The 26,234-nt window shown below is 37.0% G+C and carries 25 protein-coding genes, 1 pseudogene and 1 riboswitch; of the genes and pseudogenes, 3 read left to right on the top strand and 23 right to left on the bottom strand.

Annotation, left to right across the window (positions count from 1 at the left end):
• Positions 1-125 (top strand): annotated as a pseudogene (locus tag NC797_RS15445) (RNA-guided endonuclease TnpB family protein); the annotation flags it as partial.
• An 87-nt stretch (positions 126-212) separates the two neighbouring features.
• Here NC797_RS15445 and NC797_RS15440 read toward each other — a convergent pair.
• Together NC797_RS15440 and NC797_RS15435 are read right to left on the bottom strand one after the other, a co-directional pair.
• Positions 213-428 carry a YkvA family protein gene (locus tag NC797_RS15440; RefSeq protein ID WP_334313214.1) on the bottom strand — a complete coding sequence of 72 codons (216 nt, stop codon included), beginning with the start codon at positions 426-428 and terminating at the stop codon, positions 213-215.
• Between the two features lie 308 nt (positions 429-736).
• Positions 737-1,633, bottom strand: a complete 897-nt coding sequence (locus NC797_RS15435; RefSeq protein ID WP_272437715.1) for a patatin-like phospholipase family protein — start codon at positions 1,631-1,633, stop codon at positions 737-739.
• A 217-nt stretch (positions 1,634-1,850) separates the two neighbouring features.
• Between NC797_RS15435 and NC797_RS15430 the strand changes: the two genes are divergently transcribed.
• Together NC797_RS15430 and NC797_RS15425 are read left to right on the top strand one after the other, a co-directional pair.
• Positions 1,851-2,270, top strand: coding sequence for a hypothetical protein (locus NC797_RS15430; RefSeq protein ID WP_272437714.1), 420 nt, complete (start codon positions 1,851-1,853; stop codon positions 2,268-2,270).
• 1,290 nt (positions 2,271-3,560) lie between these two features.
• Positions 3,561-3,695, top strand: coding sequence for a YjcZ family sporulation protein (locus NC797_RS15425; protein WP_272437713.1), 135 nt, complete (start codon positions 3,561-3,563; stop codon positions 3,693-3,695).
• Between the two features lie 211 nt (positions 3,696-3,906).
• Here the strand turns inward: NC797_RS15425 and arsC are convergent, their stop codons facing one another.
• From arsC to NC797_RS15320, 21 genes are all read right to left on the bottom strand, one after another.
• A complete protein-coding gene (gene arsC, locus NC797_RS15420) occupies positions 3,907-4,326 on the bottom strand; it encodes an arsenate reductase (thioredoxin) (protein ID WP_272437712.1) in 420 nt (139 codons plus the stop codon).
• Between the two features lie 16 nt (positions 4,327-4,342).
• Positions 4,343-5,641, bottom strand: coding sequence for an arsenic transporter (locus NC797_RS15415; RefSeq protein ID WP_272437711.1), 1,299 nt, complete (start codon positions 5,639-5,641; stop codon positions 4,343-4,345).
• 16 nt (positions 5,642-5,657) lie between these two features.
• Entirely contained in the window at positions 5,658-6,002 is a 345-nt protein-coding gene (locus tag NC797_RS15410; RefSeq protein WP_272437710.1) for an ArsR/SmtB family transcription factor, read from the bottom strand.
• A 782-nt stretch (positions 6,003-6,784) separates the two neighbouring features.
• Positions 6,785-7,603, bottom strand: a complete 819-nt coding sequence (locus tag NC797_RS15405) for a YitT family protein (RefSeq protein ID WP_272437709.1) — start codon at positions 7,601-7,603, stop codon at positions 6,785-6,787.
• 377 nt (positions 7,604-7,980) lie between these two features.
• Complete coding sequence (locus tag NC797_RS15400; protein WP_272437708.1) at positions 7,981-8,613, bottom strand: response regulator transcription factor; 633 nt, start codon at positions 8,611-8,613, stop codon at positions 7,981-7,983.
• A gap of 89 nt (positions 8,614-8,702) precedes the next feature.
• Complete coding sequence (locus tag NC797_RS15395) at positions 8,703-9,014, bottom strand: STAS domain-containing protein (RefSeq protein ID WP_272437707.1); 312 nt, start codon at positions 9,012-9,014, stop codon at positions 8,703-8,705.
• Positions 9,015-9,034: 20 nt separating this feature from the next.
• Positions 9,035-11,119 carry a FapA family protein gene (locus NC797_RS15390; protein ID WP_272437706.1) on the bottom strand — a complete coding sequence of 695 codons (2,085 nt, stop codon included), beginning with the start codon at positions 11,117-11,119 and terminating at the stop codon, positions 9,035-9,037.
• 11 nt (positions 11,120-11,130) lie between these two features.
• The gene (locus NC797_RS15385) at positions 11,131-11,970 is read right to left on the bottom strand and encodes a PP2C family protein-serine/threonine phosphatase (protein ID WP_272437705.1); all 840 of its coding nucleotides are present in this window, start codon (positions 11,968-11,970) and stop codon (positions 11,131-11,133) included.
• A 1-nt stretch (position 11,971) separates the two neighbouring features.
• Positions 11,972-12,295, bottom strand: a complete 324-nt coding sequence (locus tag NC797_RS15380) for an STAS domain-containing protein (RefSeq protein WP_272437704.1) — start codon at positions 12,293-12,295, stop codon at positions 11,972-11,974.
• 5 nt (positions 12,296-12,300) lie between these two features.
• On the bottom strand, positions 12,301-13,914 hold the full coding sequence (locus NC797_RS15375; RefSeq protein WP_272437703.1) for a methyl-accepting chemotaxis protein: 1,614 nt from the start codon (positions 13,912-13,914) through the stop codon (positions 12,301-12,303).
• Complete coding sequence (locus tag NC797_RS15370) at positions 13,911-15,371, bottom strand: class I adenylate-forming enzyme family protein (RefSeq protein WP_272437702.1); 1,461 nt, start codon at positions 15,369-15,371, stop codon at positions 13,911-13,913. The genes NC797_RS15375 and NC797_RS15370 overlap by 4 nt, the downstream gene beginning before the upstream one ends.
• Positions 15,368-15,607 carry an acyl carrier protein gene (locus NC797_RS15365; protein WP_272437701.1) on the bottom strand — a complete coding sequence of 80 codons (240 nt, stop codon included), beginning with the start codon at positions 15,605-15,607 and terminating at the stop codon, positions 15,368-15,370. The genes NC797_RS15370 and NC797_RS15365 overlap by 4 nt, the downstream gene beginning before the upstream one ends.
• Before the next feature lie 34 nt (positions 15,608-15,641).
• Positions 15,642-16,685, bottom strand: coding sequence for an alpha/beta hydrolase (locus NC797_RS15360; protein WP_272437700.1), 1,044 nt, complete (start codon positions 16,683-16,685; stop codon positions 15,642-15,644).
• On the bottom strand, positions 16,660-17,595 hold the full coding sequence (locus NC797_RS15355; protein WP_272437699.1) for an ATP-binding protein: 936 nt from the start codon (positions 17,593-17,595) through the stop codon (positions 16,660-16,662). Before NC797_RS15355 ends, NC797_RS15360 begins: the two co-directional genes overlap by 26 nt.
• A gap of 19 nt (positions 17,596-17,614) precedes the next feature.
• Positions 17,615-18,331, bottom strand: coding sequence for an SDR family oxidoreductase (locus NC797_RS15350; RefSeq protein ID WP_272437698.1), 717 nt, complete (start codon positions 18,329-18,331; stop codon positions 17,615-17,617).
• Positions 18,332-18,340: 9 nt separating this feature from the next.
• The gene (locus NC797_RS15345; protein WP_272437697.1) at positions 18,341-19,147 is read right to left on the bottom strand and encodes a 6-carboxytetrahydropterin synthase; all 807 of its coding nucleotides are present in this window, start codon (positions 19,145-19,147) and stop codon (positions 18,341-18,343) included.
• Between the two features lie 184 nt (positions 19,148-19,331).
• Positions 19,332-19,416, bottom strand: a riboswitch (cyclic di-GMP riboswitch).
• A 64-nt stretch (positions 19,417-19,480) separates the two neighbouring features.
• The gene (locus NC797_RS15340) at positions 19,481-21,601 is read right to left on the bottom strand and encodes a putative bifunctional diguanylate cyclase/phosphodiesterase (protein ID WP_272437696.1); all 2,121 of its coding nucleotides are present in this window, start codon (positions 21,599-21,601) and stop codon (positions 19,481-19,483) included.
• A gap of 284 nt (positions 21,602-21,885) precedes the next feature.
• A complete protein-coding gene (locus tag NC797_RS15335) occupies positions 21,886-24,033 on the bottom strand; it encodes a helix-turn-helix transcriptional regulator (RefSeq protein ID WP_272437695.1) in 2,148 nt (715 codons plus the stop codon).
• Complete coding sequence (locus NC797_RS15330; protein ID WP_272437694.1) at positions 24,018-24,272, bottom strand: hypothetical protein; 255 nt, start codon at positions 24,270-24,272, stop codon at positions 24,018-24,020. Before NC797_RS15330 ends, NC797_RS15335 begins: the two co-directional genes overlap by 16 nt.
• A 12-nt stretch (positions 24,273-24,284) precedes the next feature.
• The gene (locus NC797_RS15325; RefSeq protein WP_272437693.1) at positions 24,285-25,709 is read right to left on the bottom strand and encodes a DUF7125 family protein; all 1,425 of its coding nucleotides are present in this window, start codon (positions 25,707-25,709) and stop codon (positions 24,285-24,287) included.
• A gap of 140 nt (positions 25,710-25,849) precedes the next feature.
• Positions 25,850-26,014, bottom strand: coding sequence for an aspartyl-phosphate phosphatase Spo0E family protein (locus NC797_RS15320; RefSeq protein WP_272437692.1), 165 nt, complete (start codon positions 26,012-26,014; stop codon positions 25,850-25,852).
• Positions 26,015-26,234 lie beyond the last annotated feature (220 nt).

The following is a 26,234-nucleotide window of genomic DNA, read 5'->3' as shown; positions in this document are numbered from 1 at the left end:
ATACTCAACCAATGCCTATGAATATTAGGATGTATGTTTGTTTATGTGGACTAAATCTTGATAGAGATTACAATTCAGCACTAAACATCAAAAAAGAAGGCATTCGCTTATTAGCAACTGCCTAAAGTCAATATGAACTCTTGGAACAAGAGGGTTAGCTTGGTCAATTTTGTCAGCTACCAAAAGTGGCGATTACCCAAGAAGCCCCCACTTCAAGCAACCCGCAAGGGTGGTAAGTGGTGGGAGTAGTTCACCGCTAATGAAATGCCTAATGGAATAAGAGTAAGATCGTCAAAATAACCTAATACGGGTATGAAATCAGGTATGAAATCGATGGAGCTAAAAGCATAAGCTATAACACAAATAGAAATTACTTTCGCATACCAAGGAACGCGACAATCTTTAGAAGCAAAGTAAAGAACAAACAAGCCTCGCTCTAATCTTTTAGGCTTTCAATTGTTCCAAAACCTTACCTTTCCCCATCCGATGACCTCATATAACGGTATTTACACGGTTTGAATCCACTTCCCTTTTCGCTATAACTAATACGGAGGTACGGAAATAATTATCCAGCACCATATATAGTACACAGTTTTCTCAGACAGAGAAAATTGTGTACAAAACCAATACCACAAATAATGAATCCTTTAAATACGCTATGATAGGCTTCTAGTCTCGACGGGCGCGTCTTTGGTTGTGCCAAATGTTAATAAAAAAGCCATCAAATTATATATCATTAAATGCGATATTGTTTTACATAATTTATAAACTTCCAATCCTTAATAAAATTATATGTCGAATTCCTGCCTAGTTCAATTAATTGAAATTTTTGCTTATTAGAGATGTTAAAGTCTGTAGCACCAACATCAATATTCTTGATAAAAACTGTTCTAGTGGCATTGTGTGAATTGATATATTTCTTGTCATGCGCTTCTAACATCGTACGAATGATAGCTAATGTTGTTTTTACTGGACCGTTCACTCGAGATGGTTGTGATATTGCACTTGGTCCAGATAAACGAAAACCTATGGTAGGCCATCTTGGCATTCCATCTACATCAAATATCCAGATAGGATAATTGCTGAGAACTCCACCATCTACAATAACATTCCCATTTAACTTACTTGGTATAAAGAAGAAAGGAATAGAATTACTCATTAGAACAGCTGAAGCAATTGGAAATGATTTAGGGTCAACATTATAAAGGGGAAGATCATCAGGAAGAATAGACATTCTATTTCGAGAAAGATCCGTTATCACGATTTTTAGTTTGTTTTCTGGCAAATCACCAAAGCAACGTATGCCTTTTGCTTTTAGTGCCATGTTCAACCATTCCTCTAGAATTGTCATCCTATAAATTCCGTTATTTATAGACAAGCTAAGCCATGATCCAATAATCGGGATATTACCAACAGTCGTTTTCTTTTCAATCTTTTCAAAAGGAAGTTCAATCATTAAACGCTTAAGCTCTTTTGCGTTATAACCAACAGCTAACAATGATGCAACTATTGATCCAACCGATGTTCCAGCTAAACGTTCCCACTTATACCCTGCTTCTTCCATGATTTCTATTGCTCCGATATATGCCAGACCTTTTATTCCTCCACCTTCAAATACTGCATCTACTTTCATAATCTCCTCCTTCCTTCCTTCCTTTATTTTATTCATATTATGGAAGGGTGGTTTTATGTGAAAATTAATCTGTAGATTAAGCCCCACACTACTTCATTGATAGACTTCTCGAACTTTCTCAATTTCATATTTTCGTCTCATCATTAAAGTGATATATGCACATAATCTCCTTAGTTGAATATCCTGTCACTGAAAAGAACAAAGGAGGAAATGAATAATGATGCATAATAATTTTTACAATCAGCAAGCGCAAATCCCAATGAATTACCAGTATCCTGAGCATCTTCATAATCATTTCAATGACATTTACAATACTTGCGTTGCACATATGAAGAAGAAAGTAAAAATAGTGACTGTTGATCAACAAGTTTATCAAGGTACGATCGATAATGTAGATAACAATCATGTTTATTTGCTTTTAGACAATGGTTATAGAGAAGAACCAAGCAATTACGACGAACGTGGATATGGTTATGGATCTCCTGGATATGGCTATGGGTATGGAACCCCAGGCTATGGATATGGTTATGGAAGTCCTGGCTTTGGCTATGGCCATGGATTCGGTCCTGGATATGGCGGAGGTCTTGGAAGTGCCATTCTTCCACTCGCTACATTGGCAACCGTTTCAGCACTGTAGCTATGAATTCAAAATAACAGAAATTTAATCTCAAAACGAAAAATGCAATTTAAATGGAGCTCTTCTAAGATGTTTCAAATCTGGAGGAGCTCTATAATAATGAAGAATTATGTACACGTGTAACTACGGCATTGTTGTCGCCTTAAAACCTCGGAAAACCACCGCGATTTCATCCTGTCATTCTATCAATTAAAACTTATAGTGCGTATTCAAAAACCTCCATGGCATAAGCCACCTCAATGAATGAAAACAAGATTAAAGTCACTAGTTTTCGTATAAAAGGCCAAAAGCAAGATAATTAAAAGCGAGCAGACGGGGCAGATTGCACGTTCGGCTGGTTTTTCGCTCCGAATGCGTCTTGATCGACCGGATGAGAGCGCGTTCGGCTGGTTTTTCGCTCCGAATGCGTCTTGATCGACCCGATGAGAGCGCGTTCGGCTGGTTTTTCGCTCCGAATGCGTCTTCATCGACCCGATGAGAGCGCGTTCGGCTGGTTTTTCGCTCCGAATGCGTCTTCATCGACCGGATGAGAGCACGTTTGGCTGGTTTTTCGCTCCGAATGCGTCTTCATCGACCGGATGAGAGCACGTTCGGCTGGTTTTTCGCTCCGAATGCGTCTTGATCGACCGGATGAGAGCACGTTTGGCTGGTTTTTCGCTCCGAATGCGTCTTGATCGACTGGATGAGAGCACGTTCGGCTGGTTTTTCGCTCCGAATGCGTCTTGATCGACCGGATGAGAGCGCGTTCGGCTGGTTTTTCGCTCCGAATGCGTCTTGATCGACCGGATGAGAGCGCGTTCGGCTGGTTTTTCGCTCCGAATGCGTCTTGATCGACTGGATGAGAGCGCGTTCGGCTGGTTTTTGGCTCCGAATGCGTCTTCATCGACCGGATGAGAGCACGTTTGGCTGGTTTTTCGCTCCGAATGCGTCTTGATCGACCCGATGAGAGCACGTTCGGCTGGTTTTTCGCTCCGAATGCGTCTTGATCGACCCGATGAGAGCACGTTCGGCTGGTTTTTCGCTCCGAATGCGTCTTGATCGACCGGATGAGAGCACGTTTGGCTGGTTTTTCGCTCCGAATGCGTCTTGATCGACCCGATGAGAGCACGTTTGGCTGGTTTTTCGCTCCGAATGCGTCTTCATCGACCGGATGAGAGCTATAATCAAATGGAGGGCGTAATTACTGTCAAATATTTTTAAATCACTTTTACTGATATAGGATATTGTCCATTACATTAATTAAGTCAAATACATAGAATACTATTACATTGGTCAGGGAGGTGATTCGTAATGAGTGGCGGCTTTGCCGGTGCTAGTGCCGGCTATGGATACGGCGCAGGATTTGGTGGTGGATTTGCCTTACTAGTTGTATTGTTTGTCTTGCTAATTATCATAGCTCCCGCTTTTGGCGGCTATGGTTATTAAAAATGGTTAACTATCGTTGGTGCTGTTAAAGTGCTAACTTGAGGAAGTTTGTATAATCATCATACTATACATCTTCTTATTATTTCAGAAATTGCTTTGTGAGGGTTCAAGAACGTATAAGTTAATGGATAGCAAGCTTAATACTTGCCATCCATTAACTTGTACTATAGCTTGACGAATCATCATGTTCGCATTACGTACGGATTTCTAATTATTCACCAGTTTCTGCAAAGCGTTTTATTCGTTCACCAATTTCGTCCCGCACACGTTGGAAAACATTCCACTTTTCCTCATCTGTTCCTTCTGCTTTTGCTGGGTCGTCAAATCCCCAATGTTCCCTCTTCACATGAGGTGGTGTCATCGGGCATCGATCTGCTGCGTCTCCACAAAGCGTAACTGCCATAGCTGCATTATTTAAAATGTCCGTATCCATGATTTCTGATTTTTGATCGGAGATGTCTATTCCAACTTCATGCATCGCTTTCACTGCATTCGGGTTTAAGCCATGTGCTTCAATGCCTGCACTCTTAACTTCCCACTCGTCCCCTAAATATTTTTTTGCCCACCCTTCAGCCATTTGGCTTCTGCAAGAATTACCAGTACATAAGAAATAGATCGTTTTTTTTGACATAATGATAAGCTCCTTTTTAAAGAATCAATAGTGTTAAATATAGTCCTATTAAAGTAATAAGTAAGATTGGGATTGTTAAAATAATTCCCGTTTTAAAGTAAGTTCCCCATGAGATTTTTACACCTTTTTGAGACAAAACATGAAGCCATAAAAGGGTTGCAAGGGAACCAATTGGTGTAATTTTTGGACCTAAGTCAGATCCAATTACATTCGCATAAACAAGCGTTTCCCGCATCACACCAGAAGTATTTGTTTCTGCAATCGCTAAAGCATCGATCATTACTGTCGGCATGTTGTTCATAACCGACGACAAAATAGCAGCAATGAAGCCCATTGCTATCGTAGCAATAAATAGTCCTTGTTCAGCACTTGCTTGGATCACTTGAGCTAGTACATCTGTAAGCCCAGCATTTTTCAGGCCGTATACAACAACGTACATCCCAATCGAAAAGAATACGATTGCCCATGGTGCTCCCTTAAGAACGGACGCTGTATCGACAGCCCTACTATTTCTTGCCATCATTAAAAAGAAAAATGCAATAATTCCTGCAACAATCGATACGGGCAGGTTGATAAATTCACTAACAAAATAACCGATCAACAATACACTAAGAACATACCATGATATACGAAATAATTTGGGATCTCTTATCGCTTCATCCGGTTCCTTGAGTTGTGATAGATCGTAATTTTCTGGTATGTTTTTTCTGAAATAAATGAAGAGTACAACAATGGTCGCAGTAAGTGAGAATAAGTTTGGAATAATCATTCTAGATGCGTATTCCACAAACCCAATCTCAAAGAAATCTGCCGAAACAATATTCACTAAATTACTAACGATCAATGGTAATGATGTTGTATCCGCAATAAATCCACTTGCCATAATGAACGGAAACACCATTTTTTCTTGAAAATTCAAGTTACGAACCATTGCTAACACAATTGGAGTCAAAATTAATGCAGCTCCGTCGTTAGCAAAAAATGCGGCAACGATGGCACCCAGTACACTTACATAGACAAACATTTTTACTCCGTTACCTTTCGCAGCTCTTGCCATGTGAAGAGCAGCCCATTCAAAAAATCCAATCTCATCTAATAGTAATGAAATAAGAATAATAGCAACAAATGCTAACGTTGCGTTCCATACAATCTGTGTAACTTCTAATACATCACTAAACCCTACTACTCCTACTAATAAAGCAAGGACAGCTCCGCCACATGCGGACCATCCAATCGATAAACCTTTTGGCTGCCAAATCACTAAGACTAGGGTTGCCACAAAGATTAAAGATGCCAGTATAATCGATGATGTCAAGCTGCATTCCCTCCAATTAACAACAGGTAATTCTTGTACCTTGTTCTTCTAATTCTTTTAATTTATGATCTTGATCAGGTAGTTGATCAAGGATCTTTTGAACGAATGGATAATAGTCATTGCTCTTATTAATCGAGTAAAAAATCCATTGTCCCCTTCTCTCTTCTCTTACCAGACCAACATCCCTCAGTTTGCGAAGGTGTTGGCTAATGGACGGTTGACTTGCTTGGAAAATTTCAACGAATTCGCAAACACAGCAATCATGATGATCAAGGATTTTCATCATCGTTAAACGTGTTCGATCACCGAACAATTTCAAAATCATAGCCGCCTTATCGATCTCAACTGCAGTTTTAAGCATAACAAGCCCCCTCTTTTTTCATTTAGATATCATTATATAATGATTTGCTTATATATACAAATGAAAAGTAGGTTTTTCTATATCATCAATTACTAAGTTTCCAAACATACGTTCATAATTCGTCTTTTACTTGTTATAAATCGTAACTTAGCGTTGGAATTCTAGCGTATCACTAGTTTTATTGTTTGCGCTTTTTTTATCATTTTCTAATGATGTATGCCAAAAAGGGCAATACTATTTTCAGAGAATAGAAAAAAGGGACGCCAATGGCGATTCCCTTCATATCGTGAGTTTTAGTTTTATTGCTCTATACATAATTGCGGCATCTCTTCCCATTTTATTGGGTTGATGTACGAAAGGTTTAATCCGATTTAAAAACATTTCATCACACATTTTGTTTGGACCGAATTTTTGATAACAGGCATCATGTTCCATACAAATGGCATCAAGTTGGTTTACCGGAGCACCCGGCCCCGTACAATGTGGTCCTCAATACCGATAGCCAGGAAAACAAGGCATACGAATCCCCCTTCCTTTGTGGTAAATTTGTTATATCTTTACTTTATGAGATTGAGAGCTTATTGTTTGGGATTTTGTCCAACATTTAGATAAAAAGGCGAGAAATAAATGGTGATGGTGCTGCAGGTTATGCATAATAAGGTAAGTAATGAATTCGTATGATGTGGTAAGTGACCTTCTGTAGGATAAAATGATCACAATCTGTCAACCAAAACTGGAAAAACATTAGTGAAAAGGATTTTTGGTTGCAGATCGTCCCATTCTTATTCTCTTCTAAAATTACCGATGACTTCAACGGTTTCGCTGATACTAACAAATGCAGCAGGGTCAACACTTGCAATAAGAGGCTTCACTAATGCTAATTCATAGCGTGAAATGACGGTGTATAGCACTTTACGTTCCGTATTGGAATATGCTCCCTGTCCATCTATTACAGTAATACCTCGAATTAAATTTTTAATAAGCTCACTTTTAAGTTCTTCTCCTCGATTTGTTACAACCATAAGATTCAATTTTATATGGCGGGTATGAACCCGATCAATCACAATTCCAGTAATGTAAATGGAAGCCATCGTATACAATGCTAATCCCCAGGAAAATACAAATCCAGATATAAATACAACGACACTATTTAACCCGAAAATTAATCCGCCAAGAGGGATATCACGTTTCTTAGTAAGAATGACTCCAATAACATCAAACCCTCCAGTTGATCCGTAAAATCGTATAATAAGTCCAATAGCCACACCAGCAATGACGCCTCCAAAAACTGCTGACAATAACGCATCATCGGTTACTTTATAAACTGGGATATACTGCATCGATATAGAAGTGACCAACACAGAAAATATACTGTTACCAATAAACTCCTTTCCTACCTTCATCCAACCAACAATTAAGATCGGGATATTTAAAAGAACAAGCCAAATCCCTGAATTAATTGGAGAAAGTAGTCCAAGAACCATGGCAAGACCAGTTACTCCGCCAGTCAATACTTCATGGGGAAGCAGAAACATATTAAAAGCAAAACCTAGAACGATAGAAAACACAAATAGTACTACATATTTGTATAAACGATTCATTAGACATGACACTCCGATCCTTAAAGAGGATGTTCAAAAAGTCACCAAATGATAAGCAGCGCATCTCAGGCCCACACGATGTGGGTCATGCAGGCGTTGCCACAGGACGTGGCGGTCTTAGCCTGTATTCCTTAAATGGCTTGTTTTTCCGTTACTCACGTATTAAAAGCATACGTTCCGTTACTCAAAACAGCGCCGCCTCGACCTGCTTGCTTCTAATTTGTCGACTTTTTGAACACGCACTTAAAACGTCAGTAGAAACACCTAATGAATTCTAGTGGTTTAAAAAATAAATGTCAATCCTTTTTTTACCTAAATGAACATATCAAGCCCCTTAGCTTTACCCAAGCTAGACCTTTTACATAAAGCGATATGGTTCAAACATAAAACCAGTTATTCCGTAGTGCTGTTAATACAGCATTTGTGCGATCTGGAACATCTAATTTCCTTAAAATCGAACTAACATGATTTTTAACGGTTTTTTGGGTTACACATAAAATTCTACATATTTGTTCATTTTTCCGTCCTTCCGTTAGGAGTTCCAATACTTCCCATTCGCGTTCAGTGAACAATGCAACTGGTCTAATGGATTCTTTCGTATGGACTTGAACATAGTCTTCTAACAGTAAATTAGCTAATTCGGTATGGATATATTTTCCTCCATTTCGTATCGTTGTTATGGCGGAAGCTAATTCTTCCTTTTCCATTCCGTTAAAAAAATACCCATTTAAATCCAACTTAAAAAGCTCTAATAAACTGGTGTCATTTAAACTAGAAGTCCAAACAATAATTTTCATTTTTCTATCTTTAAAGTTATCAATGACGGATAAGATTTCTACTTGTGAGTTTAGATCAATAATAACTAAATCCGATTGCGTTTCTTCTTGTAAAAGGGCACTATAATCTTGTGAATAATAGGTTAAAATAGTATCATTCACAAAAGATTCCCTTAAAGCGTTTAACATACTTTCTCTAATTAGAGAAGAATCTTTTAATATAGATATTTTCATGAGCCACACCCCTTGTTCTTCGTCCGATTGAATATCTTTACTTTTTCAAAGGTCCTCTTAATTTGGAACATCCTTTTTGAACAACCTCTTTAAATAAAAATTTCTTCCCCTAAAATTTCTGGTAACTGTAACAGGTCAAAGATTTCTTGAACATCCTGTTTCACATTAAAAATAGATACGTGTATTCCTTTATCTTGAAGTGCTTGTACCAAGTGCATTAACAATCCAATTCCTGAAGAATCAACAAAAGGAACATTTTCAAAATTGATAGATATTACCCTATACTTTTCTAACTGAGGTATTAATTGGTCTTCAACTACCTCTGTGCCATCAATATCCAAATCTCCTTCTAACTTAACTTCTAAAGCATTTTTAATTTCCTTTGTTGAAAAATGAAACATCATACATCCTCCCTTCCCTTTTATTCAAATACGATCTGCCCTTCACTATTTATGCGGGCTGTGATGTTATTTCTGTTTTCTTTTACGATATGCTGTATATGACCAATTTTTAATACCGTTCCTTCAAAGGCTCTCCCAATTCGGATCTTTTGGTCACTTGGAACTGCTATTACTGTTTTTGTTCCACTATTTGAGCCTGATTCCTTAATTTCTGCACCTTGTCTACCATATACTTCTCCACCACGAACGGATCCTGTAATTTTCAATTGTCCCCCAGAGTGAACTTTTGTATTTACACATCCCTGCCCAATAATGAGGATATTGCCACTACAATAAAGACTACTGTTTAGTGCATTGGAAATGGTTATATAAGAATCGGGCTCTATAGGTGTTTTACTATATTCATGTAATTCTTTCATTTTTCTAGAAAGGATTTTCAATTGCTCTAAAGAAGTTGTTTGATTGGATAATGTTAAAAAAATTTGTTGGATGGAGGTTGCAACTTTCCTCCAATCTTCTTCTTCCAAATATTCCTCTCCTTTTCTTGTAACTTCTACATATTTCTTAGCAAGTGGGAGGAAGCTATTAAACTTTTTTTCTAATAAAATATGGATGAGCGGATTTAGTCCCCCGCGCGAAAAATCACTAGATTTAAAAGCAGGTGACTGGGACAGTTGTTTAATGAACGAAATCATTTTTTCAACTTGGATCTGAATAATCCCCAACAGATGACCTAATTCTGTAATTAACATATTGCTTTTACCAGCAGATAATTCAGAGCCTGTTACATTTCCGTACGTTATGATCGATTTTGAGGTCGTGATGGTTGCATCACTTGCTGATTTATAGATAATGATATCTCCGCCACCTTCAACGATCATGTTTTCCTCTACTTCACCTCTTATTTCAATATCCCCATCAAAACGAATGTTTCCTGACGATATATCTACATTGCCGTTATGAACCAGTTTTGGTATAACAGAAGCTTTTATAAACGGACCTCTTTGTTCTACAAAAGGGCGGCCGGCTGTCGTTGCTATAATGTTATCTTCCACAACAGTGACACCTATTTCCGATTTAAGAACGATCGGATGTGTTTCTTTTGCGGGAAGTGGTTCATTTGTTACGGTAGTACCTCGTTTTCCTGGAATAGGAGGATGTATGATTGCAATAATTTGTCCTTCCTCAACTGTCGGAATCATTTTAAGCTCGCGAAAATCAACTTTTCCCGCATCGTCTTCAATTAGTCCATTTTTTGTATCTACCTCTACCATTAACTCGATCCTTCCATCAACTCCTGGTTTCGCTTTACTTCCAGTTGCGATTTCATAGGAACTAGGTACATTGGTTTCAAGTGCTTTCCTAATTTCATTTTGATTAATCCCATATGTTATCCGGAGTGTTTCCATTTTATTTCGAATATCTTCATAGGTCAGTGTGTTGATCGTCTCTTTGTGTTCATCTACTGTTAGCTCAATTTGTTGGTTTGGTTCTACGTCTTGAAGTTTACGAGTAATCGTATGGCCAGGATTTACTTCAAGAAGAACGTTTAATTTATGTTGATCGATCGTAATATTCCATCTTGTATCTTGTTGTTCGTCTTCTAATGTTATTTCTAATGCGTCTTTTTCAGATACAATGGTCTTTTTTTCTTTCACCATTTGATTGTTTTTAAATAATTGTACACCTTTTCCAATTTCTACAATCGGGTATTGCGTTTCCGAATCTTTCACATAGATCGTGCCGTCTGTTACCCATGCCTTTCCCTCTAATTCCTGTTCGGTCATTTCTTTTTGTGATACATCAATTGCATAGTCTATAGGATATCCTTCAAAAACGGAACTTTGTTCAAAAGGTAAATCATCAACTAAATGTTCCATTGTTTTATAGTAATCAATGCTGTTTGTTTTTGATTGACGTGAAGTAGTATTGCTCTCTTGTTTTGATAACTTTACGACCGCATTTTTCCCGCCAATCCCGAAAAAACCTTTTGTTCCATATTGAATGATTTCAATACTTACTTCATTTTTCTTTACTTCCATTAGTTCTAGTCCTAAGTGAACAGCTTCTTTAACACTCTTCCCCTTCGAAACAATGCTTTGCATTTTCAACCCTCCTATGGATGGATAACTGGAGAATTATAACTTGTTATATCTGTCTTCTCTTGATTAACTTTTAATAAAACCATTGTAATGTCATCTTTTTGGGGAACACCTTGAGTAAAAGCATGAATCGAATTTACAATCGATTCTTCTATAGCATGAACATCTTGATGATGATTATCTAAAAGGACTTGATGCAAACGTTCGACACGATACATTTCTCTTTCATCATCTTGAGCTTCTACAATCCCATCTGTATAAAATAAAACGATATTTTCTTCATCTAATATTATGAAATTCTCGGGATAGTCCTGATCAGGTAACCCACCAATCATTACGCCTTTCGTTTTTGGGATTTCCGCAACCTCATCTTTCGATCGTACAACTAAAGGAATGTTGTGACCTGCGTTGGCATATGTGAGTTGACGATTTTCGGGATCCCAGTCTGCACAAAATACAGTAACAAAAGAGCCGAGGGTACGTAGATCCTGGTACATTGCTTTATTCATCGCTGCTAATGTTTCCCCAGGTCCTTTCGTGCTTTCAGCAGCACTTCGAAAAGCCCCACGGGTTAATATCATCAGCATTGCTGCGGGAATCCCTTTTCCCATCACATCACCAATTACAATACGTAGTTTCCCATTTGGTAAAATGTGAAAATCGTAGTAATCTCCTCCGATTAAACGGGCAGGGATGGAAACACCAGACACTTTTCCGTTTTCTACTTCTGGATGTTCGCCATTTAATAATTTCATTTGAATATTTCTTGCGAGTTGAATTTCACGTTTCAACGTATGATTCATTTCTTCTTCTGACCATTGATCCACTGTTTGGGAGAATTCTCTTCGGTACATGTCAAGCCTCCTCCATTTTTAGTTGTTCCATTATTTGAAATACACCGATCGTATCAAACAATTCTTCAATCTCTTCGTTTATTCCTTGGAACTCAACTTTAAAGTTCTTGGCGTTTGCATCATGCACCAAATTAATAATTGCCCCAATACCCGTAGAATCTATGAACTCTAACTCATCAAAGTGGACGATAACCTTTTTAGTGCCGATCTCTATCGATTGGATTTCTTCAATAAAAGGGTTCATCGTAGAATAATCCAATACACCACTTACTCGGAATGTACAAATTCCATTTTCTTCTTTTACAACGCGTATACTAGATTCCATTCCATTCACCCCTCTTGACTAGAGTTTTTGTCAGCATTTTGGCTTTCATCTGTGTTTAATTCAAATTGCGCCATATTTTTAAGTAATTTCTTTGATATATCTGATAAGGAAGCTGATTGGTTATGCAATGACTTTAATAAGTCTGCTAATGTGATCGTCATCTCTGTTGTAGAATTCGTACCAGCTCTTATTTGTTCACGCACCTCATCTACTTTTCCTAGAATGCTTTTAGCCTTTTCCCCTTCTTCTTGCTGAAGGTATCCTTCTAGCTCATTTAAGAAATAATCGATTTCTTCTATTGCTTCTCTTGATGTTGTCGTCGTATCCACCGACATGGAGTAAACCTTTTCAACAGAGTTATTTGCTTCTGCTTCTAACAAATAGGCATGTCTTTCTGTTTCCGTTGCTTGTTCGCGTGTTTCACCGATCAATTTGTTTAACGTCTCTGCCATTTTGTTTGTCGTTTTAGATAAGTCACTCAACTCTCCGCCATCTTCCACATGACTGCGGGAGGTAAAATCACCTTTTTCTAGAGATTTAATTTGATTGATTATTTTCGCAATATTGTTATAAATATCACTAAAGAAACGTGCTGTAATAATAAATAAAAGTAGTAAAGCTAGAAAACCAAATACGATTAATAGGAGAGAATTATTCTTAAGTGGTGCACTCATTTTTTCATAGTCAAGCGCGATGTAGATGACACGACCCTCATCATAAGGAATAAACATTTTATAAATTTTCTCTCCGTTGTTGTTATCGATATAAGACACTCGCTTTGGACTTTTCAACAGATCGATCAGTAATTTTTCGTCGTTTCTAAAAGTATATTTTCCGTACACCACTTTTTTTAGAGGTGGGTACATCCTCTCTGCTAAACTAGGATCAGCAAACACCCGTGGATCTAAAATTGCAATCTCTTTTGAGAATTCACTTCCTGTTAACACTTTTTCAATCCAAGCACTTGGACCTACCTCTTGGGTGAACTGGTACACTTCATTTGCTTCAATAAAAGCACTAATGATGTAGTCTGTACCTGGTTGGTGGTAGTAAGCATACTTAAAAAATTGGGGCTCTTCACGAGATCCTGCTTGGGCTGTATAAAGAATGACGATGTTGTCATTTATATAACTTGCAATCCCTCTTCCATTAGGTTTCTCTTCCATTAGTAATTGTTCAAGTGCGTTATTTCCTTCCTCACTTATTCCTTTTAATGTGAATCCAATTTCCTCTGGATCTGTAGAGTTTGATACGGAGATTACACCATCTTCTTTTTTAAAGATGTCGATTCCAGCTATTTTCACTTTTTCGTTCACCTTTATTAAATCTGAATTCGAAATATCTGCTGCTTTCTCTGGTAAAAGTTCACCTATACGTTCCGACGTATCCTCCAGCTTATAATCAATCTGCTGTTCGATTGCTCGTTCTGCCAAATCTGTTTCCGTGATCCCTTGTTCAATACTTTGGCCGATCATCATTGCTTCATTCTCTACATTTTGTTCGACTTGTCCATATGAAAGATAGAATTGAATCGCACCTGAAATAACCGTTATACTAATCAACACGATGAGCATCCGAGTGACAAATTGCTTGCGAAGTGTTTTATTTTTCATCTTCATTTCTTGACTCCTCCCCTTGTTTGTTCGTACCACTTTCGGAGGGAGATTTTATCTATTTTTCCTTGAGAAACGGGAATATCGTCTATAAGTTCGATCACATCTGGCACTTTGTATCTAGCGATGGATTGAGAACAGAAATAAAATAATTCCTCTTTGTTGATCTCTCCTTCTGTTACGACAAATGCCACAATTTGTTCTCCAAAAATCGGGTGTGGCGTTCCAATGACAACCGCTTGTTTTACATGCTTATGTCTAGATAAGTGTTGTTCGATTTCACTTGGAATTACTTGTTGACCGCCTTTTTTAATGATGTCCTTTTTCCTTCCAATGATCTCAAATTTACCCGCTTTGTTTTCTTGCACAAGATCTCCAGTATGGATCCATCCATCTTGAGTGACCATCGCTTCCGTTAATTCAGGGTTCAAATAATAATATGAAAAAGCAGAAGGTGATTTTATTAGTAATTCATTATCACTTATTTTGTGATCTACTCCATTGTAAAAGGTGAACTCGATTTTCTTTCGTAGGTCACAAAACATTGCGCCACCAATTTCAGAGGTTCCGTACATTCCAAAAAACGCACAATCTTTCATTAAATCAAATTGTTCGGCATAACCTTCCGTCATCATTTCCCCGGTCAGTGAAACCAATTCAAGTTGCTTTACTACGTCAGGGTTGATTGCTTTTGCTACTTGATAAATCGCCTTAAAAATAGACGGGGTGCTCATCAATTTGTTACAATTATTTTCCTTCATTAGCTTTATCATGTTAGGGAAATCAAAACGATCAGGAAAAACGACCCTAGCTCCGTTGTAAACACCAGTCAACAATGCTGAGATTCCAAACACAGCATTAGGAGGCGCATTTAAAAATATCCGATCAGATGGTTGGATTTTATTTTGTTCCGTTAAAATCTGAATAGAGAAGTTTAAGGTCTCTGCCCCTATTACCAAGCCTTTTGGTGTTCCAGTACTTCCTGAAGAGCAACAAATGAAATCGATTCTTTCTGTTTCTATCGGTCTTTCTTTTCCACCATAGCTTTTCACTTCCCATTCCTTACAATCGGTTGATTCATAGATAACCGTTTTTTCAAGGGAATCTTTCGCCCAGGAATGAAATACGTCAGCAAACGAAAAATGATCAAATTCTTTTACCGTTAACACAATATGGGGATTAAGGTAGGAAAGAACCGATAATAAATCTTCTTTACGGAATTGCCAGCTTAATGGCACCACCGTCCCGCCGAGCTGATTGATTGCAAGTACTAGTGATAAATAGGATGGAATAGTCGGTATTAGCAAGCCAACCTTCTTTCCAGCTAATTTTTCATTTTTTAACAATTCAACATAATGATCTATCATGTTTGTTATGTTCTGCGCAGTATAATCACCAGAGAATGTTGTTAAAACGATCGGATTCTCATTCTTTCGGAATAGCAAATCTCTTAGTTTACTCATTGATTTTCCCCCTTGTATATCACTTGTTGATATACACCACCAACCGTTTGTATATCTTCTGATTTTACAAAATGATCGAATCCCACTCCTGTTTGTTCTGATAGTTCGATAAATAAATTGACCATTTGCAGTGAATCAATTCCTAAATCGTCTCTAAATGTGGAGTTGCTTTGTATTTTTTCTGGTGGAATGTGGGCAATGTCAGAAATAAGTGTGCAAAATTGATCAAAACGCATACTTACGCCACTCCTTTTGTTAAAGGCTCATGTTTCATTGTTGGACATCCTCTAAAAACCATTGCGTTGATTGTGTACGTACCTCGACAAGCTTATGATTACAGCAATGACCCTCTTGACTATACTCGACTATTTTTTTCGGATTAGGAAGTGTGCTGTGTAGCTGGTGAACTTCCCCATCAGATACCATGACATCCTTATTACCGTGAAATAATAAAACACCTTTATAATCCGATACATCCTTTAATCTAGGTAATATCGTTTCATTGTCCTCTATTACATAGTTCAACCGTTCCGTAAAGTATTCTGGTAAAGAAACTCCATTCCCGAACGCTGGACTTACAGCCACTGCCTTGTCTATATACCGGTTGGCACTTCCGTAAATGGACCACGTTCCTGCAGAGCTTGTACCAAATAAATAGATAGGAAGATCATGAAATGTTTTTTTAGAAAAAGAGATGAGTTCATTTAAAAATACATCCCACCGTTTTGTAGTTCCCTTTAGGCCATTTAAAGTATACGTCTCTCCTTGTCCCGGGCCATCAAAGCTAACGGTAGCAAAACCTAATGCGATAAAATGCTCTTCATAGGAGAATAATTCTTCCTTGGTTGAATCAATTGGATTGAGAATAATGATGCACCCTTTTGGTTGTTTAGGAGTACGAACCCTGCCAGCACAACGATGCTCATCAATGCAAATCGTTTCGAGGGAACACTTTGTACTCGACAACTGGTCTGCAAGTATAAATAGCTCTTTTGATTTTTTGTACCAATGTTGTTTTCGTGAACTATTTTGGGGGTAAATCCAATGAATCAAGTTGTAGTAAAGACCTGATAATCTATAATGATATTCCGCTTGGGCATTGGATGCTTTTTCTGCTGCTTCGTAGTGTGTAAAGGCATAATCTAGAAATCCATTCACCCAATTTTCTACATCTTGTAAAGAATTCCTCACCTCAAATACCGCTTCCTTCTCTACTCCATGAGCAATCCATCTCTCCCAAAAACCGTCAAATAATCTAGCAGTCATTAATGTTTTTCGAATCGTTGTATTAGGATTGTTGTTCGTTTTGATCATTGATTTCATCCCTTTCTCCATCCACTATCAAAATCAAAGTCGATCCAGCAGATGACGTTTCTAATACGACTTGTTCGGCTATTTTCATCATTAACGTGAATCCTTGGCCTAGTGATTTTTTAGTAGAAAAACCAGCCATAAGTGTTGTTTGAGGTAATAGTTTTAATGAAAATCCTGGTCCTTTGTCTTGTACACTCATCCGAATACATTCTTCGTCTTTGTAAATCTGCATCTTTCCGTACTCAGCATGCTTCAATATGTTTGTAACTGCTTCTGAAATGATTAATTTGTAACTCATTGCCTTAGAACGTTTTAACCCCATGTCATCAAAGACATTTTGTGCTAGTTCTCGGGCTTTTGGAATATCTTTTCTTTCTTTGATTTCTATTTCACACAAAAGTTCGCCCTGTTTGTAACGTCCTATTTCCTGTTTGTCTATTAAAAGAAAGCGACCATGGGTAGCTGCGTAAATGACATCACGATATACTTCCCATACCTTATAAGAAGTATCCTCCTGTGGATCTTCTTCAGACTGAACCTCACTGATCACAAGAGATAAATTTGTATGATAAGAGGTAGAAAGAGCTAACCGTTTTATTTCTTCCTCTACAACAGCGTTTTTTTCTAACCAATCGACAGCAGATTCTGCTAACTGTAGAATCTCTCTTGATTCTTTATCTATGGTTTCATCTAATGGTTGCGTCATAAAAGCGAAATAGAATAAGGTTTCTTTATATACCCCGTTCATTTCAAGCATTGCCGCCAAACGGGAAGCGATCCATCCAACAGTTGCCCTTTTTTTCACCTCTTGTAGAGAAGAAAAAGAAGCAAGTTGTGGAAACGAGATTGCCGGAGATTGTTCTTCTTGAAGAGGTTGCTCATGGCGGAATTTTGAAAACAGTTTTTTCATTTACTCCGGCACCCCCTTTTTATAAAATTCCGGCTGGCGGCATGATCGTAATTTCATCAACTACCGATTGTGTTGGTTGACATAATAAATAGGCAATATGCTCTGCAATCGACTCGACTGGAATCATACTAGATCGATCCGGTTTTGGTTCAATTTCATCCCAAAAAGAGCTATCCACAGAACCTGGTAGAACGGCCGTAATACGTATTCCATCTCTCCTCAGTTCGGTTTGTAGAACTTTCGTTAATCCGAATACACCAAATTTCGATGCGGAATATCCTCCACAACCTGCTAGTGCTGTTGTTCCTGCAATAGATACAAGGTTAATGATTTGACCTTCTTTTTGTTTCTTCATGTGTCTTCCAACATATTTACAAGATAAATACGTTCCCCGAAGATTAATGGCGATCATATCGTCAAAATCTTTTGTATCAGATTCCAAAATAGATGAAAATGTACCAATTCCTGCTGCATTTATTAAAATGTCGATTCGTCCAAATTGATTCATACTCGTATCAACAAATTGTTTAACAGACTGCTCATTGCTGACATCTACATAAATGGGTAAAATATTTTCTCCGTTAGAATCCTGTTCCAATTGCTCAATGTTCCTAGAACCCAAAACAAGTTTTGCACCACACTTTTCCAATACATCCGCTGTTGCACGACCAATACCGCGGCTAGCACCTGTTATGATAATTACTTTATCCTTTAGTTGCGATACGTCCATTTTCATGTTTTCCTCCTAACCCATATATTCGAAATAGTTTTTCTCTGTTTCCCATAAACCAATCTTATAAAGGTTCGGTATATAAGGTTTTAGCAAGTCGTACATAACTTTTGTAACGTTCTCAGAAGTAGGATTAAGCGCCACAAACTCTTCTGTGTCTAAGTTAAAGTGCTTATGGTCAAATTTATAGAGTACAACAGATTCTACGGTTTCATCTAAACTGGATATATTTATGACCATGCCTGAAATTGGATCGGGTTCCCCTTTAACAGATACTTCAAGATAATAATTATGACCATGTCCATAAGCATTGTTACACTTACCAAACAAATGAATATTCTCTTCTTCCGTAAGTTGATCACTATGTAATCGGTGTGCAGCACTAAAATGATATTTTCTCGTTAAACTAACCATGTTTCCTTCCCCCTTCTCTGAGAACAAAAATGGATTCTCATGTAAACGAAGCCTATGTAACTCGCAATCCTCTAATTGCGGTGCAATAGATTTCCACAGGTATAAAACCAGATTCTCTGTTGTTGGTATGTTTTGTTGGAAATACGAAAGTTCTTTATTTAAAAATTTACCATCGAGTTCTCTTTGCACAAAGCCACCAACAATGCGTTTTATATCGGTAGTGTTCACAACAATACCAGATTTTTGAACCAAATCCCCTTTGACCATAACTTCTAACTGATAATCGTGACCATGACCACTAGGATTACTGCATAAACCAAAAACAGTACGATTCTTTTCTTCACTCCAGTCAGAAACACGATAACTATGCATAGCGGAAAAATCGACTCTCCGAGATAAATAAAGCATTTTTCTTCTCCTTTCCATCGCTTATCTTATTGTGATGTTTCTTTCAAACTCCCGAATGCATGATGCAGCCTCTCGTTTGTATACTCTAATTCATTTTTACTAGACAAAAAAAGAGTCCACCAAAAAGAATGGTAGACTCATGTAGCCAATGAATACGGGCTACTAATCATTCGATCCAATCCTTTTCGGTAACCAGGCGATCATAGTCCTAAGACCTTAGACCCTTAGCTTTGCGTCCTCATCTTTCAATGAGTTTGCCATTATCGAAGGTGATACATACTATATCGAAAATTATACTTTGTAGGTATATAATCCCACTATTTTAGAAAAACTTCAACATATTTTTAGGTATTTTGACTTTTCTCGACTTAATTGTGCGTTTACAAATGATTCCAATTTTTCCTTTGAAAGTGGATGGGAAATGAAGAATCCTTGTGCTTCCTGACAATATTGATCCTTGAGGTAGTCCAATTGTTCTTTCGTTTCTACCCCTTCTGCTACAACAGTTAGTTGTAACTTTTTAGCCATTTCTAGAATAGATTCGAGAATCGCATGATCATCATTGTCCTGAATGAAAGCCCGATCGATTTTAAGTATGTCAACAGGGAGGCGTTTTAATAAATGTAAGGATGAATAACCAGTACCAAAATCATCAATCGCAATACGGATACCCATTTTCCTTAGTTTTTTAAGAATTTTCGTTGCTTCTTTTTTATTTTCGATCAGAGATGTTTCTGTAATTTCAAATTCCAGCCATTCTGGTTCCATATTGGTTTCCTGCAAAATATCTGTTATTTTCTCTATAATGTCTGGATCTTTTAATTGGATTGGTGATAGATTGACTGCTACTTTGAGAGTTGGATAACCCTGATCCCTCCACACTTTATGTTGAGTACATACCGTTTTTAGTATCCACTCGCCAATCGCATGAATCATACCCGTTTCTTCTATGACTGGAATGAATTCATTAGGTGATACCAACCCTAATTCTTCATGCTCCCACCTTAACAATGCTTCTACTCCTTCGATCTGTTCGGATTCTAGACTAACTTTTGGTTGATAGTGAATGAAAAATTGATTTTTCTCTAATGCGTTCCGTAGTTCCATTTTAAGTCTTATATTGTTTGTAATGTCTGATTCCATATCTGTTGTATAGAAGCGGTACGTATTTTTTCCCTGTTGCTTTCCTTGATACATGGCCATATCTGCGTATTTTGTGAGCGAAGAACTGTCCAACCCATTATCAGGGTATATAGAAATTCCGATACTAGTCGTCATAACAAAGGTATTCCCTTCAATCTCATAAGGTTTTGTCAACATGTCCATCATACTTTTGGCGGATTCTGCAGCAACGTGTTTATCTTCGATGTTTTGAAGGATGACAGTAAATTCATCACCACCCAATCGAAAAACAGTATCTTTCTCCCTAATGCAACTTCCAATTCGTTCACTGATCACTTGCAACAAACGGTCTCCCACATTATGACCAAAGGTATCATTCACTTGCTTAAATCCATCTAAATCTAAAAACAGGACGGCAAGTATTTCTTGCTTCTCTTTTGCGTCTTCCAACTCTTCTTCTAAACGTTTAAAAAACATTTTTCGATTTGGTAGATTTGTCAAATCATCATGATAGGCGTGAAATCTTATTTTTTCCTCTTGTTCTTTTCGTTCTGTGATGTCGGTTGCAACACACAACACCTGGGTCTCCTCTTCCTCGTCCCCTATGATTGGAACTTTTACGACATCAAGCCAATACTGCTTTCCGTTTGGATCAAAAATGGAGACTTCTGTTTCCAGTTCTTCCAAGGTGTTGATCACTTGTTGATTTTCCTTAAGAAAGGTTTGTGTCTGTATTCTAATAGGATTAAATTCTTCTTCTTTTTTGCCGACCATTTCTTCTGGAATAACATGAAAAAAGTCGGCATAAGCTTTGTTTACAAGGGTATGCCTTCCCTCCGAATCCATAGCATAAATGGCATTTGGGTTGTGGTTGATTACTTTTTGAAGAAACTCCTTTTGTTTGCGCACTTGTTCTTCGTTTTTTAGAAGATTCGTGCGAAAATCTTGGATTTGATCTATTAGTTCATTAAAACGAGTCGCGAGCAACTCAGTTTCTGTTTTCCTGTTCGAAACATCTACCCGTTCTTCAAAATTTCCTTTGGCTATGGTATCGATGGCAGAACAAAGTTGACTTAATGGTTTAAGTACTCTTGCAGCCGTATAAATCATAATGAACATGGAAACGCCAATAAAGGCCAAACCGATCGGGAGTAAAGTCTTTTGGAAGTCACGAACGGCACTGTAGGTGGACATTACCCCTTGATTGTAAACCTCTGAATTAGTTGAAATAATCAAACTTGAAAGATAGAATAGTAATCCAAATAGGATAAGGATGATTGCTAGCTGTGTGATACAAATTCGCAAAAATATTTTTGATTTCCAGATTTTCAAACTAGATCACTCTCCTTCAAGGTTATTTGAACAACCTCTTTAAACTTTTACGTGAATAAATGGGCTGCAAACCAATGGGTTTCGTGGACAAGATTTGTCCATATTGTGACGTACTATCGTTCTTATTTCTATCACCCATTGCTCCTATTATTATGTGAATAGGATAAATAGGAAGAGCTTCCTATTAACATAGAATCAATTAACATAGAACCAATAAAAAACGAAAAAAACTTGTTCCATTTGCCAATAGAACAAGTTTTTTTTCATACATGAACTATAGAATTCTATATGATACCATCACCTGTTGACGTTTGTTTCAAACGATACACTTTCGCAATGGCTTGAGATCGATCTGAGACTTGCAACTTTTGAAAAATATTTGTTAAATGATTTTTAACCGTATGATCACTTATGAACAATTGTAGTGCAATATCCTTGTTGCTTAAGCCTTGTACGACTAAAGCAAGTACCTCTTTTTCTCTTTTCGAAAGACTTACTTGTTGATTCACTGATTCTACTAGCTGCTCACTTTGTAGATTCGTAATGGTTGAAAGGTCTATTGTTTGTTCAGTTGTTTCTCTTTTTGCAATAAATGCACGAAAGTCATTTTTAATCGTAGCAGATACTGTCGTTAATGTATGGATATACTTTTCATTTTTGTTATGCTTTACATAACTCCAAATTAAAAACAAAATCTGACTTTGTTCACTTAACACTATTTGCTCTTGTTCACTACTCTTGCTATTATTTAACCTTTGATGCACTTTAAATTCTTTAATAAGAGAAACGATAGAAGTGTCCGTAACGATTTTTTCAATAATCGAATCATCGATAACTTTTACACAGCATGAATCAAGCAGTAGTTTCATTTCCGCCTCAGAATACCCCTTATTATTACTATATTCTTTAATGAAATCGTGTTCTTCTTTCACATTTTGATACTCTGTAGGTTCGAATTGGGATAGTGTAACGTATAAAGATTGGATCATTTGATCAGATTCTGTATGACTTAATTGCTTTGCGATCGATAAACCAGCTGCCGTAGTTAAATTCGTTAAAAAAGATTGATATTCCTTCTTTTTTTCCTGATGCTGTATTCCTATAGCCAAACAACCAATCGTATCTTGCTGATAACAAATCGGTAGTAACAAAGTCTTTTTATCAGAAGAATGGCTTTCTATTGTTGTAGATGCAGTTTCCATTTTACCATTTTCCACATAAAAATACCTTTTTACAATGGCTTGTCCACAATGATTAATTTCTTCAGATGTCATTCCTCTTGAGACGATTGTAGCTTGCGTTGTTCCTTCTTTAGGCTTTAACAGAGCACAAGCGTATGTAGCTTCCATTACATTAATCCCAATGTCAACTAACATAAATAGAATTTTTTTAATATCTTGCATTGTCGTCATGACCTGAAAAATTTCATTAAACATGGATAGCTTCATTAATTGGTTATTTAAACTATTTCTCATCTGCTTTTGATGAACTTGTATGGACAATATGTAGGAAAGTTTTTGGCTAAATGAACCAATTTCATCATAGGAAATATTCGCTAAAGTACTCCCTCCAAAAAAAATGCCATTTGTCTCACCATCCATTATTAATGGAAAACAAAATAAACCTTTCGGCTCAAAGTCTTTAAAAAAAGCGGCTCTTGGATCAAATAAAGCATCCTTCCATACGTTTCCTGTCCCAGTTGCAATAACACTTCCAAGAAAACCTTCACCGGTTGTAAACTCCATTCCTATTAATTTTTCAGTAGCAAGGCCTTGAAAGTTCGTGATCGAGAATAAATCCGCATCTATTTTTTCAGCGATCCCGATAAAATCTAACTTCTTATTATACGTTAAACTACGTTGCAATATGGAACGAACGGAGGATTTGGTTGTCGTTAATTCTTTTAATATATTGTTAACAATGCAATCGACGTTTTTATGTTGATCTGAAAACGTTTCTACATTCAAATAATTAGAAATGATATCGCACATGGTTCCGATCAACTGTAACTTGTTCCGTTTTTCTTCGCTCCAAATTTCTGGTAACTCTTCTGTAGCTTTTTTCCAAGCAAAAGAACTATCGATGTGTTGTTCAACATAACGTTGAACGGTTTCTCTAGTTCCATAATCAATAAAGAAGCCACTCCATACAAAGTACTTATTTACTGAATCCACTTTTATTGGAGCAAGAATTCCTTTAATTCCTGGTTCATAATCAAAAAAAATAGGCTTCGAGATGCTGTTGAAGCTTCTCAATGCGTCCGATCTTCTTTGTTTCCTATTTTCTCGTGCCATAACCAGATCTGTAAATTTATGACTTCCAGAAAGATGGGTAATCGTTTCTCCGTCTTTGGTTGTAATTAAACAGGATAATCCAATAAGTTTCGTAAATGCATCTTGAAGATGTTGAAGTGCGCTTACACTTGTTCCCATGACAGATCAACCTCACTAGCTATTTTTGGTTGATTATAATGGTAAATAGCGGAATCCCCTTCCCCTAATGCCTCGATAATATCTAATGAAACAAGATGCTGGACAATTGGCGAAAGATCAGATGGTTCTCTTCCTAAACGTAAAGCCAATCCTTCTATTGTTTCATATGCATATGGGTTTTTTTCAAAATACAACGTACACTCTAGTTGTAAAGGGACATTATTATGGTGATCATTCATTTCATCCTCCTCCTACACAAGCCGAATAAACGGTTTTTCATTTATATTTTCAACGACAAACGGTTCAGAATTATGACCATTCGGTGTCTTTGTAATTTGCATGTACTGATATATTCCATCCACCCATGTTCTTATTACTCCATTACTTGTCCGTTCAATAAAACTTGAAGTTTCCTGACCTAGTTCTTTAAAATTACATAAAGATAAGATACTGATCCCTAACGCACTCATGTTGGCAACTTCTTCAGCGAAATATCGTTTAAGAAAAGCCGAACCTCGTTGGGATACAATTGTATTTAGGTCGTAATAAACAAACCATTTCCCACCTTTTTCAATACCGTTTTTTATGGAGGGGCCAACTTTCTCCGTTAATAGCTGTTTGTATTTATCATCATCCAACCCGACTACATTTATCGTAGCATTCTTGAATTTTTCAGGAACTGGACGATTATAATGTTCAATGAATATTGCTTTTTCATCTTCAACAAATTGTTCAAGATCAACATCAAATAATTTTAACGTCCCATTTAGATCATCGATCGTGTTCAAGCTTGATAATAGAACGACAACATTTTCACCAGCCTTCATTCGATTCGCTAAAATGGAAGCGAGTAAAAATCTGTAATTTGATTTACTATTTGTGTCAATAATAAAAGATGATCCGTCGTATATACCTCCACCAAGCAGTCTATCTAATTTATGAATGCCTGTTGGGACTACATCTAGTGACGTTATAGTCTCATCCTCTACCATCGATAAAGCGGGAAGTAGATAGATTCCTTGTTCTGTGATTTTAAATAAATGTTCTCCCTCTTGTATATTACTCCCTCTCATCTTTGTTACTTCGAGTGTTCGTTTTCGGTAATTTTCAAAATGATGATCCAGTTTAAGCTGAACGACTCCGTCAACTAAGTAATTGACAAAAGAAACTTGTTCTTGATCCATTTCGGTGTACTCTTTAATTAAAAAAGAAGTAAGAGAATATTTACGTAATGCATTTCTTAATGCATAAATCGTTTTACGTTGCTCTTCTTTTGAATTGTAATAAAAATGGAACAAACTAATACTATCAATCACGATTCGCTGACAACCTATTTCTTCTATAAGACGCTGGAAAAGTCCATCTGGATTCTTTATTTGCTCCATCAATACTTGTGGTGTTAACGTAATAACTCTTAGTTTATTTTCTTGTTCTAATTTTCGTATGTCCCACCCAAAGGAGTACATATCCTGGTATATTTGATCGGGAAATTCCTCAAAAGTAATATATAATCCTGGCTCATTATACTGAACTGCGCCAAAATACAAAAACTGCATCCCTAGTATCGTTTTACCAGTACCAGGATTCCCTTCAACAATTATCGTGTTGCCCTTTGGTACTCCTCCATACAATGTCGTATCTAATCCGTTTACTCCTGTACCCACTAAATTCTTCATATATCCCCCTGATATTGTAATCTCTATTTTAGGTCTCATTATAAACGAATTCTTGGGAAAAGTATATTACGATAATGCTTTTATTAGTGGGCTTAAAGGACTGTTTTTATACGAGATTAAGCATAAAAAATGAACTTGGACTATGCCTTTTGATGCATATTTAACAAAGCGTCTAGCTCTTTACTTTTCATTACTGTTTTCTTATGAGACAGCCCATACCTTAATCCATCATTGATCATTTGCTTTCGTTTTTTTTCAATTTTTTTGCTCGAAATTTTTGAATTGATCGATTTTATATTAGACATGAATACACCCCATTGATTGAGTTTTAACCAGTTGGTTACGTTCATTTTGCCTAAAGCTGGAATGAATTCATATCACCTATCGTTCTCATTTTCGAGATTAACTAGAAAACTAGGAAGTAATTCCTACTGATTACAATAATGAAAATGACTTAGGGTACTTTTTTATGATAGCTTTTTGAAACAAAAAAAAAGACCAATGACTTGTATGTCAGTGATCTTT

Source organism: Terrihalobacillus insolitus (assembly GCF_028416575.1).
In the GTDB taxonomy this organism is placed as follows: domain Bacteria; phylum Bacillota; class Bacilli; order Bacillales; family Amphibacillaceae; genus Terrihalobacillus; species Terrihalobacillus insolitus.
This window is presented reverse-complemented; position numbering and strand designations above follow the sequence as displayed.